Source organism: Staphylococcus intermedius NCTC 11048 (assembly GCF_002902385.1).
Classification (GTDB): Bacteria; Bacillota; Bacilli; order Staphylococcales; family Staphylococcaceae; genus Staphylococcus; species Staphylococcus intermedius.
The window spans coordinates 20499-30898 of the sequence record NZ_PPQH01000005.1; the positions used below are offsets into that span (position 1 = coordinate 20499).

Annotated in this window: 8 protein-coding genes, 8 tRNA genes and 1 rRNA gene; all 17 read left to right on the forward strand. The window is 40.2% G+C overall.

All coding sequences use genetic code 11. The features are described from left to right. The first annotated feature begins 40 nt into the window (after positions 1-40). The 17 genes from ftsH to CD138_RS01560 all read left to right on the forward strand — a co-directional run bounded on the left by ftsH (position 41) and on the right by CD138_RS01560 (position 10220). Positions 41-2161, forward strand: coding sequence for an ATP-dependent zinc metalloprotease FtsH (ftsH, locus tag CD138_RS01480; RefSeq protein WP_019169413.1), 2121 nt, complete (start codon positions 41-43; stop codon positions 2159-2161). A 322-nt stretch (positions 2162-2483) separates the two neighbouring features. Next, the gene (hslO, locus tag CD138_RS01485; protein WP_019169412.1) at positions 2484-3368 is read left to right on the forward strand and encodes an Hsp33 family molecular chaperone HslO; all 885 of its coding nucleotides are present in this window, start codon (positions 2484-2486) and stop codon (positions 3366-3368) included. A 254-nt stretch (positions 3369-3622) separates the two neighbouring features. Next, positions 3623-4552 (forward strand): cysteine synthase A, encoded by a 930-nt coding sequence (gene cysK / locus CD138_RS01490; RefSeq protein WP_019169411.1) that lies wholly within the window; start codon positions 3623-3625, stop codon positions 4550-4552. A 230-nt stretch (positions 4553-4782) separates the two neighbouring features. Further along, on the forward strand, positions 4783-5574 hold the full coding sequence (gene folP, locus CD138_RS01495; RefSeq protein ID WP_019169410.1) for a dihydropteroate synthase: 792 nt from the start codon (positions 4783-4785) through the stop codon (positions 5572-5574). Further along, on the forward strand, positions 5564-5935 hold the full coding sequence (gene folB, locus CD138_RS01500) for a dihydroneopterin aldolase (protein ID WP_019169409.1): 372 nt from the start codon (positions 5564-5566) through the stop codon (positions 5933-5935). The genes folP and folB overlap by 11 nt, the downstream gene beginning before the upstream one ends. Next, positions 5928-6413, forward strand: coding sequence for a 2-amino-4-hydroxy-6-hydroxymethyldihydropteridine diphosphokinase (folK, locus tag CD138_RS01505; protein ID WP_019169408.1), 486 nt, complete (start codon positions 5928-5930; stop codon positions 6411-6413). The genes folB and folK overlap by 8 nt, the downstream gene beginning before the upstream one ends. A 44-nt stretch (positions 6414-6457) precedes the next feature. Continuing rightward, positions 6458-7450, forward strand: a complete 993-nt coding sequence (dusB, locus tag CD138_RS01510) for a tRNA dihydrouridine synthase DusB (RefSeq protein WP_014614788.1) — start codon at positions 6458-6460, stop codon at positions 7448-7450. Between the two features lie 22 nt (positions 7451-7472). After that, complete coding sequence (gene lysS, locus CD138_RS01515) at positions 7473-8960, forward strand: lysine--tRNA ligase (RefSeq protein WP_019169407.1); 1488 nt, start codon at positions 7473-7475, stop codon at positions 8958-8960. A gap of 451 nt (positions 8961-9411) precedes the next feature. After that, a 5S ribosomal RNA gene (gene rrf, locus CD138_RS01520) occupies positions 9412-9526 on the forward strand. A gap of 9 nt (positions 9527-9535) precedes the next feature. After that, positions 9536-9611: transfer RNA gene (locus CD138_RS01525), tRNA-Val, on the forward strand. Positions 9612-9613: 2 nt separating this feature from the next. After that, a tRNA-Thr gene (locus CD138_RS01530) sits at positions 9614-9689 on the forward strand. Between the two features lie 6 nt (positions 9690-9695). Then, positions 9696-9768, forward strand: a tRNA-Lys gene (locus CD138_RS01535). 18 nt (positions 9769-9786) lie between these two features. After that, positions 9787-9861, forward strand: a tRNA-Gly gene (locus tag CD138_RS01540). An 8-nt stretch (positions 9862-9869) separates the two neighbouring features. Continuing rightward, positions 9870-9958 (forward strand) — tRNA-Leu (locus CD138_RS01545). Between the two features lie 10 nt (positions 9959-9968). Continuing rightward, positions 9969-10045 (forward strand) — tRNA-Arg (locus CD138_RS01550). 9 nt (positions 10046-10054) lie between these two features. After that, positions 10055-10128: transfer RNA gene (locus CD138_RS01555), tRNA-Pro, on the forward strand. 16 nt (positions 10129-10144) lie between these two features. Then, positions 10145-10220 (forward strand) — tRNA-Ala (locus CD138_RS01560). Positions 10221-10400: the final 180 nt, after the last annotated feature.

Consider the following 10400-nt stretch of genomic DNA (forward strand, 5'->3'; position numbering starts at 1 on the left):
TTTTTATTAGTTTTATATTTGAAGTAGGAGGAAACGACGCATGCAGAAAGCTTTTCGTAATGTGCTGTTTATAGCCATTGTCGGCGTTGTTATCTTTGGGCTATTTTCATGGATTAATGGTAATGGAAATGTACCTAAAGAGTTAACTTACACGCAATTTATTCAAAAGTTGGATGATGGAGAACTGAAATCTTTAGAAATTCAACCGGAAAATAATGTATATAAAGTGAGCGGTAAGTTAAAAAATAATGACGATTATGCTTCAACAATTTTGTTTAATAATGATCAAGAATTGAATAAAGTTACTGAAACAGCCAAAGACCAAAAAGGATTAGATTTTACTGTTAAAGAGGAAGAAGGACAAAGTGTATTTGTAAGTATTATTTCTACATTAATTCCTGTTTTAGTGATTGCTTTACTCTTTATTTTCTTCCTTAGCCAAGCACAAGGCGGCGGTGGTGGCGGTCGTATGATGAACTTTGGTAAATCCAAAGCGAAAATGTACGATAGTCAAAAAGGCCGTGTACGTTTCTCAGACGTTGCCGGAGCGGATGAAGAGAAACAAGAACTCATTGAAATTGTTGACTTCTTGAAAGATAACAAGAAATTCAAACAAATGGGTTCACGTATTCCAAAAGGTGTTTTATTAGTTGGGCCACCAGGGACAGGTAAAACATTGCTTGCACGTGCAGTAGCGGGTGAAGCAGGTGTACCTTTCTTCTCGATTAGTGGTTCAGACTTTGTTGAAATGTTTGTCGGTGTCGGTGCAAGCCGTGTCCGTGATTTATTCGAAAATGCGAAGAAAAATGCGCCGTGTATCATTTTTATAGATGAAATCGATGCAGTCGGTCGTCAACGTGGTGCAGGTGTTGGCGGTGGTCATGATGAACGTGAACAAACATTAAACCAACTTCTTGTTGAGATGGATGGTTTTGGTGAAAATGAAGGTATCATTATGATTGCGGCAACAAACCGTCCTGACATTTTAGACCCTGCGTTATTACGTCCGGGCCGTTTTGACCGTCAAATTCAAGTCGGACGTCCAGATGTGACAGGTCGTGAAGCGATTTTACATGTTCATGCTAAAAACAAACCTTTAGATGAAACAGTTGACCTTAAAGCGATTGCGCAACGTACGCCAGGCTTCTCTGGTGCAGACTTAGAAAACTTACTTAACGAAGCGTCATTAATTGCGGCGCGTAGTGGTAAGAAGAAAATTGATATGCGTGACATTGAAGAAGCGACAGACCGCGTCATTGCAGGTCCAGCTAAAAAGTCACGTGTCATTTCTGAAAAAGAACGCAATATCGTTGCCCATCACGAAGCGGGACATACGATTATCGGTATGGTTCTTGATGAAGCTGAAGTGGTGCACAAAGTAACCATCGTACCACGTGGTCAAGCGGGTGGTTACGCAATGATGTTACCGAAACAAGATCGCTTCTTAATGACTGAACCCGAATTACTCGATAAGATTTGTGGTTTATTAGGTGGACGTGTCGCTGAAGATATTATCTTTAACGAAGTCTCAACAGGTGCGTCAAATGACTTTGAACGTGCAACGCAAATCGCGCGTGAAATGGTGACGCAATACGGTATGAGTAAAAAGTTAGGTACTGTACAATTTTCACATGGCGGTGGACAAGTCTTCTTAGGTAAAGACATGTCTGGTGAACCTGAATATTCAGGTCAAATCGCATATGAAATTGATAAAGAAGTACAACGTATCATTAAAGAACAATATGAGCGTTGTAAACAAATCTTGTTAGAACATGAATCACAATTAAAATTAATCGCTAAAACGTTATTAACTGAAGAAACATTGGTTGCAGAACAAATTCAATCATTATTCCATGAAGGTCATTTACCAGAAGTGAATTATGATGATGCAAAAGTTGTTAACCATTCTGAAAATAAAGCGTTTGACGAAGGGAAATATGGTAAGTCTTATGATGACATTCGTCGCGAACAAGAGGAATTGACAGATCGTGCCAACCGTGGTCAATCTGAACGTCGCAATGAAGACGATACAACAAATGAGACTGAACCAAAAGACAGTCAAGAGACACAACAAGATGACAACGGTGATACAACAGGTTACGAACAAGCACCTAACATTGATCGTCCTGGTAATGATAATGATCAACCGCCACGTCAATAAGCGATAAGCATTAGGGCTTTTCTTGAAAGCAAAACACTTTTGAGAAAAGCCCTTTTTATTGTTTATAATTGTCCGACACCATCATTCATGACCTTTTCTCAAATTCCGATGATATCGCGTAGTTATCTCGATTTTACTTAAAACGTAATTTGAGCGCTATGTGATGAAACAGTTGTAGAAAGCATTTTAGTTGAGTCGTGCGAGACTTCCGCGTATGATTATGCAAAGTAGTGATGATCGTATCAAAATAGTGACGGACTCGGACGATAACCGATCCATAATATAGGACGAACCACACAAATTTAAGGAGTGATATCGTAAAATGACACATGACTATTTAGTAAAAGCACTGGCCTTTAACGGAGAAATCCGCGCATATAGTGTCAACGCAACAGAAACAATCCAAGAAGCACAAAAGCGTCATTATACATGGCCCACTGCATCTGCAGCTTTAGGTCGTACAATGACAGCAAGTTTAATGATGGGGGCCATGTTAAAGGGTGACCAAAAATTAACAGTAACTGTAGATGGTGACGGCCCAATCGGTAAAATTATTGCTGATGCAGATGCAAAAGGGAAAGTCAGAGGTTATGTGACAAATCCTCAAACGCACTTCCCGCTTAATGACCAAGATAAATTAGATGTGCGCCGTGCAGTAGGAACAACTGGTGCAATCAACGTCGTCAAAGATGTAGGTATGCGAGATTATTACACTGGTAGTAGCCCTATCATTTCAGGTGAGCTCGGGGAAGACTTCACATATTATTTTGCGAATAGTGAACAAGTCCCTTCATCAGTCGGTGTCGGTGTACTGGTTAACCCAGATAACTCTATCAAAGCAGCTGGTGGATTTATTCTTCAAGTGATGCCGGGTGCTCAAGATGAAACCATCGATCGTTTAGAAGCGGCGATTAGTACAATGAAACCTGTGTCGACATTGATTGATGAAGGTTTAACACCGGAAGAAATGTTAGAAACAATTTTAGGTAAAGAAAATGTGACGATTTTAGAAAGCATGCCAACTGAATTTGAATGTAACTGTAGTCACGATAAATTTTTAAATGCAATCAAAGGTTTAGGTCAAGCAGAAATTGAAGATATGATTGCAAAAGATCACGGCGCAGAAGCGGAATGTCATTTCTGTCGCTCACGCTATGAATTTTCTGAAGATGAGTTAAAAGCGTTACTTGCTGAAATGCCATCTTAAACAAAAGTAAGGGGTAATCGTGCCATCGATATCATGGCGATTATCCCTTAAATTATATATAGTGGTACATAGAGGATTGAAACTCAAAACGAGATTTAACATAACACGATGCATAGTGACGGATCATGTCATCTTTTAAAGTGTTTCAGCATAGAATGTACTTTTGTTAACGGACATTTAGTGGTACACTATAGATATCCGATATAATAACTATGTTTTAACGTGAAAATTAATAAAAAGCGAGGTTGTTAGTGATGGTCAGAAAACCAGTGGATAATATTACAGACATTATAGGTCAAACGCCTGTCGTTAAGTTACGTCATCAAGCAGGTGAAGATGCAGCAGACATTTATGTGAAATTAGAATATCAAAATCCAGGCGGTTCTGTAAAAGACCGTATTGCTTTAGCGATGATTGAACAAGCAGAAAAAGATGGCAAAATTAAACCAGGCGACACAATTGTTGAACCTACTTCAGGGAATACAGGTATCGGTTTAGCATTTGTGTGTGCGGCAAAAGGTTATAAAGCAGTTTTCACAATGCCTGAAACAATGAGTATGGAACGTCGTAACTTATTGAAAGCTTACGGTGCAGAACTCGTATTGACTCCAGGTGCAGAAGCGATGAAAGGTGCAATTAAAAAAGCCAAAGAATTAAAAGAAACACATGGTTATTTTGAGCCGCAACAATTCGAAAATCCAGCGAACCCTAAAGTCCACGAATTAACAACAGGTCCAGAACTAGTAGAACAATTTGAAGGACGTACGATTGATGCCTTTTTAGCAGGTGTCGGCACAGGTGGAACATTGTCAGGTGCTGGTAAAGTGTTAAAAGAAAAATATCCAGACATCCAAATCGTTGCCATTGAACCTGAGGACTCACCAGTGTTGAGCGGTGGCGAACCAGGCCCACATAAATTACAAGGTTTAGGTGCCGGATTTATTCCAGGTACATTAAACACAGAGATTTATGATGACATCATTAAAGTCGGTAATGAAGTCGCGATGGAAACATCTCGTCGTGTTGCTAAAGAAGAAGGCATCTTAGGTGGTATTTCTTCGGGTGCAGCCATTTATGCAGCGATTCAAAAAGCGAAAGAATTAGGTAAAGGTAAAACAGTTGTAACGGTATTGCCAAGTAACGGTGAACGTTATTTATCAACACCACTTTATAATTTTGAATAATTGAGAGTCGGAAGTTGAAAAGCAGGATTGTATACACGCAATCCTGTTTTTTCTATTTTGACGATGCGGGTGGAAAGCATTGTCGTGATGAATGCGTCATCAAATTCGTCAGTCATTCCGCTCTAAAGATAAAGGTTGCCATAGTATCAAAGCACTAGAAATTTGATATAATGTATCTATTCTAAGGTGGATGTTGAATGGTTGAATGAGACGGAAAGGAAGAGCGTAACATGCCACAAACACAAATTATGGGTATTTTAAATGTCACACCGGATTCATTTTCGGATGGAGGTCGATTTAACGAAGTCGATCGCGCTGTCGAGCATGCAACAAAGATGGTCGAGCAAGGCGCACATATCATTGACGTTGGAGGTGTATCGACACGTCCTGGTCATGAAGAGGTTACCGTTGAAGAAGAACTCGCGCGTGTCATTCCAGTCGTTGAAGCTTTACAACATTTAGACGTCACGATTTCAGTCGACACATTTCGAAGTGAAGTCGCGGAAGCAGCACTTGAAGCGGGTGCGACGATGATTAATGATCAATGGGCAGGGCTCTATGATACACGTATGTTTCAAGTCGTTGCGAATTATGATGCCGAACTCATTTTAATGCATAACGGTGATGGCAAGCGGGATGTACCGGTGATGGACGAAATGTTAGTGATGTTATTAAAGCAAGCAAACAAAGCCGTGCTCGCAGGTGTTCATCGGGAGCGCATTTGGTTAGATCCGGGTATTGGATTTGCAAAAACACGTGAAGAAGAGCAAGAAGTGATGTCGCGATTAGATGAACTCGTTGCGACAGGGTATAAAGTATTGTTAGCGACGAGTCGAAAGCGTTTGATTCAATTTTTACTCGGTGGCGACAATCACGTTGATGAGCGTGATGAAGCAACAGCAGCAACGACAGCTTATGGGATTATGAAAGGTGTACATGGCGTACGTGTACATCATGTTTTAATGAATGCACGACTTGCCAAAACGATGGATGCGTTGAAAGGATATGAAGATGGAAGATAAAATATTTTTACAAGGACTGGAATTTTATGCGTATCATGGTGCGTTGCCTGCAGAAAACGAAATCGGTCAAATTTTTACCGTCGATGTTGAAATGAAAGTCGACTTGAGTGTAGCAGGGGCATCAGACCGCGTGGAAGACACTGTGCATTACGGTGAAGTATATGAAGACATTAAAGCTATTATGCACGATTCGCCTGTGCAATTAATTGAACATCTTGCCGAACGTATTGCATTACGTATAAATTCACACTATAATCGTGTAATGGAAACGAAAGTTAGAATCACCAAAAAAAATCCACCTATTCCTGGTTATTATCAAGGTGTTGGTGTAGAAATTGTGAGGGTGAATCACCATGATTGATGCATATTTAGGTTTGGGCAGTAATATGGGTGACCGAGAAGCACAATTAAAAGCGGCAATTGCTTTATTAGATGCGCATGACAGAATTAATGTTGTCGCAATTTCACCGATTTATGAAACAAAACCTGTCGGATATACAGAACAACCTGACTTTTTAAATTTATGCTTACATATCCAGACACAACTTTCTGCACATGATTTATTAAATGTCGCTTTAAAAACTGAGGCAGAGCTACATCGTGTACGTCAAGTGCGATGGGGTCCACGTACAATGGATATTGACATTTTATTGTATGGTGATGAAATCATTGAAGAGGATGATTTAACGGTGCCGCATCCACGTATGACTGAACGTGCATTTGTGATGGTTCCGTTAAATGATATTGCTTCCAATGTCATCGAACCGCATTCGGGTCAAAAGATTCAACATCTCGTGCCAAATGATGATACAGTAGTGAAATATAAAGAAACATTGTGATGAATTTTGGTGATTGACTTTGAATATATTGGAGGAAATTTGAAATGTGGAAAATTGGAGACGTTGAAATTGAAAACAGAGTCGTACTCGCGCCCATGGCCGGGGTATGTAACTCAGCGTTCCGACTCACGGTTAAAGAATTCGGTGCAGGTTTAGTATGTGCGGAAATGGTGAGCGACAAAGCGATTTTGTTTAACAATCCAAAGACGATGAAAATGTTATACATCGATGAAAACGAACGTCCATTATCGTTACAAATTTTTGGTGGCGAAAAAGAAACATTAGTTGAAGCTGCCGAATATGTAGATAAAAATACAACAGCCGACATTATCGATATTAATATGGGCTGTCCTGTATCAAAAATTATTAAATGTGAAGCAGGCGCGCGTTGGTTACTAGATCCAAACAAGATTTACGAAATGGTATCTGCAGTAACAGAACGTGTCAGCAAACCTGTGACATGTAAAATGCGTATCGGCTGGGATGAAGACCATATCTTTGCTGTTGAAAACGCAAAAGCGGCTGAACGTGCAGGTGCTGCGGCGATTTCGCTACATGGTCGCACACGTGTTCAAATGTATGAAGGTAAAGCCGATTGGGATATTATCCGCCAAGTGAAAGAAGCGGTCAACATTCCAGTCATCGGTAATGGTGACGTGACGAGTCCAGAGCTTGCTGAAAAAATGTTAAAAGAAACTGGCGTTGATGCGGTGATGATCGGACGTGAAGCGCTAGGCAATCCGTGGATGATTTATCGTACGGTCCATTATTTAGAAACAGGCGAATTAATAGATGAACCTCAAATTGACGAAAAAATTGAGATTGCTTTATTACACTTGAATCGTTTAGTCGATTTGAAAGGTGAAAAGGTCGGCGTCATGGAAATGCGTAAACACGCGTCGTGGTATCTTAAAGGTGTCAGAGGCAATGGTAAAGCGCGTAAAGCATTAAACCAAGCGGAAACATTAGCCGAAATGACAGAGATTTTAACAGAATTCCGTGATGAACAAATGGAAAAACAAAAAATAGAGGCATAAGAAGCGAAAAGGAGCGGTAAGAATGACAGAAGAAATGAACGACCAAATGCAGGTCCGTCGACAAAAATTACAAGAATTAAGAGATTTAGGTATCGATCCGTTCGGTGAAAAATTCGAACGTACAGGCACTGCTGAAACGTTAAAAGCAGAATGGGATCAATATTCTAAAGAAGAACTTGCTGAAAAAGAAGCGGAAAGTCATACGGTGATTGCCGGTCGTATTATGACAAAACGTGGTAAAGGTAAAGCAGGATTTGCACATATTCAAGACTTATCCGGTCAAATCCAAATTTATGTACGTAAAGACCAAGTCGGTGATGAACAATTTAATATTTGGAACACTGCAGACTTAGGTGATATTGTCGGCGTTGAAGGGATTATGTTTAAAACGAATACTGGTGAATTATCAGTTAAAGCGAAGTCATTCAAACTTTTATCTAAAGCGTTACGTCCATTGCCAGACAAACATCACGGTTTACAAGATATCGAACAACGTTACCGTCAACGTTATCTTGACTTAATTACAAACGAAGAAAGTACACAAACATTTATTAACCGTAGCCGTATTCTTCAAGAAATGCGTAATTACTTGAATGAAAAAGGCTTTTTAGAAGTTGAAACACCGATGATGCATCAAATTGCAGGGGGTGCTGCAGCGAAACCGTTCGTGACACATCACAATGCATTAGATGCGACACTTTACATGCGTATTGCGATCGAACTGCATCTTAAACGTTTAATTGTCGGCGGCTTGGAAAAAGTATATGAAATCGGACGCGTATTCCGTAACGAAGGTGTTTCTACACGCCACAACCCGGAATTTACAATGATTGAATTGTACGAAGCATATGCAGACTACAAAGATATTATGTCATTAACTGAAGAGTTAGTTGCACATATCGCACGTCGCGTATTAGGTACAACTTCAGTTCAATACGGTGATGAAACAATTAACTTAGAACCACAATGGCGTCGCTTACACATGGTTGATGCTGTTAAAGAAGCAACAGGTGTAGACTTTTATGAAGTGAAATCTGACGAAGAAGCACATGAATTAGCAAAAGCACATGGTATTGAAGTCGATGCAAACATGAAATATGGTCATATCTTAAATGAATTTTTCGAACAAAAAGTTGAAGAAACACTCATTCAACCAACATTCATTTATGGTCATCCAATTGAAATTTCACCATTAGCTAAGAAAAATCCTGAAGATCCACGCTTCACGGATCGTTTTGAGTTATTCATTGTAGGTCGTGAACATGCGAATGCGTTCACAGAGTTAAATGACCCAATCGATCAACTTCAACGCTTTGAAGCACAATTAGTAGAAAAAGAACAAGGTAATGACGAAGCACATGAAATGGATGAAGACTTCATTGAAGCATTAGAATACGGTATGCCGCCAACAGGTGGACTCGGTATCGGTATTGACCGTCTCGTAATGTTATTGACGAACTCGCCATCAATTCGTGATGTGTTATTATTCCCATACATGCGTCAAAAATAAGAAACACCCTTAAACGAAACATACTAAGATGAGCTGTGAAGAAATTTATGACGATAGATTTCTTCACAGCTATTTTTTATAGTTGGAGAGAGAAGTTTAGCGTGTTGGATATCATAAAGATAAGCTGTGTATTAATAAGATGATAAATACGTGAGCAAGTCATATTACAAATGATGCCAAAGTACTTGGTATTAATACTTTGATATTTCTTAGGGTGATGGTATTTCAGAGCGTGGTAATTGGCATAAAATAATTGAAAAAAAGAACGGAAAAGTGTTGACTTTAAAATGATAATTGAGTATTATATAAAAGTCGTCAAATTGAACGGCAAAACAAATTTAAAATGTTTGTAAAAAACTTAAACAAAGTGTAAAATTAACTATTGAAAAGCATTTGCAAAACATGTATTATAAAAAGGTAGCCGACGAGCTACTTAATAAAATAATTATTGTCTGGTGACAATGGCAAAGAGGTCACACCTGTTCCCATGCCGAACACAGAAGTTAAGCTCTTTAGCGCTGATGGTAGTCGGACTTACGTTCCGCGAGAGTAGGACGTTGCCAGGCATTACATATGGAGAATTAGCTCAGCTGGGAGAGCATCTGCCTTACAAGCAGAGGGTCGGCGGTTCGAACCCGTCATTCTCCACCATTGCCGGCCTAGCTCAATTGGTAGAGCAACTGACTTGTAATCAGTAGGTTGGGGGTTCAAGTCCTCTGGCCGGCACCATTTTATGAGCCATTAGCTCAGTTGGTAGAGCATCTGACTTTTAATCAGAGGGTCAGAGGTTCGAATCCTCTATGGCTCATCATTCGAATAGTATTGAGCAGAAGTAGTTCAGCGGTAGAATACGACCTTGCCAAGGTCGGGGTCGCGGGTTCGAATCCCGTCTTCTGCTCCATTATTTTTGCCGGGGTGGCGGAACTGGCAGACGCACAGGACTTAAAATCCTGCGGTGAGAGATCACCGTACCGGTTCGATTCCGGTCCTCGGCACCATCTTTAATATGCGCCCGTAGCTCAATTGGATAGAGCGTTTGACTACGGATCAAAAGGCTATGGGTTCGACTCCTATCGGGCGCGCCATTTAAATAACGGGAAGTAGCTCAGCTTGGTAGAGCACTTGGTTTGGGACCAAGGGGTCGCAGGTTCAAATCCTGTCTTCCCGACTTCTGTAAATAATATGGGGGCTTAGCTCAGCTGGGAGAGCGCCTGCTTTGCACGCAGGAGGTCAGCGGTTCGATCCCGCTAGTCTCCACCATAATATTTTGAAATGAACATTGAAAACTGAATGACAATATGTCAACGTTAATTCCGATAATTTGAGTACTTCAAAAGTACTTTTAAGAGTGATTGACTTAAACAATCAACGAGCTATATCAAGCTTACTTCTTTTATGGAGAGTTTGATCCTGGCTCAGGATGAACGCTGGCGGCGTGCC

Bases quoted from the DNA above. Each gene is read 5' to 3' on its own strand.
- ftsH (WP_019169413.1), top strand. From the start codon at position 41: ATGCAGAAAGCTTTTCGTAATGTGCTGTTTATAGCCATTGTCGGCGTT.
- hslO (WP_019169412.1), top strand. From the start codon at position 2,484: ATGACACATGACTATTTAGTAAAAGCACTGGCCTTTAACGGAGAAATC.
- cysK (WP_019169411.1), top strand. From the start codon at position 3,623: ATGGTCAGAAAACCAGTGGATAATATTACAGACATTATAGGTCAAACG.
- folP (WP_019169410.1), top strand. From the start codon at position 4,783: ATGCCACAAACACAAATTATGGGTATTTTAAATGTCACACCGGATTCA.
- folB (WP_019169409.1), top strand. From the start codon at position 5,564: ATGGAAGATAAAATATTTTTACAAGGACTGGAATTTTATGCGTATCAT.
- folK (WP_019169408.1), top strand. From the start codon at position 5,928: ATGATTGATGCATATTTAGGTTTGGGCAGTAATATGGGTGACCGAGAA.
- dusB (WP_014614788.1), top strand. From the start codon at position 6,458: ATGTGGAAAATTGGAGACGTTGAAATTGAAAACAGAGTCGTACTCGCG.
- lysS (WP_019169407.1), top strand. From the start codon at position 7,473: ATGACAGAAGAAATGAACGACCAAATGCAGGTCCGTCGACAAAAATTA.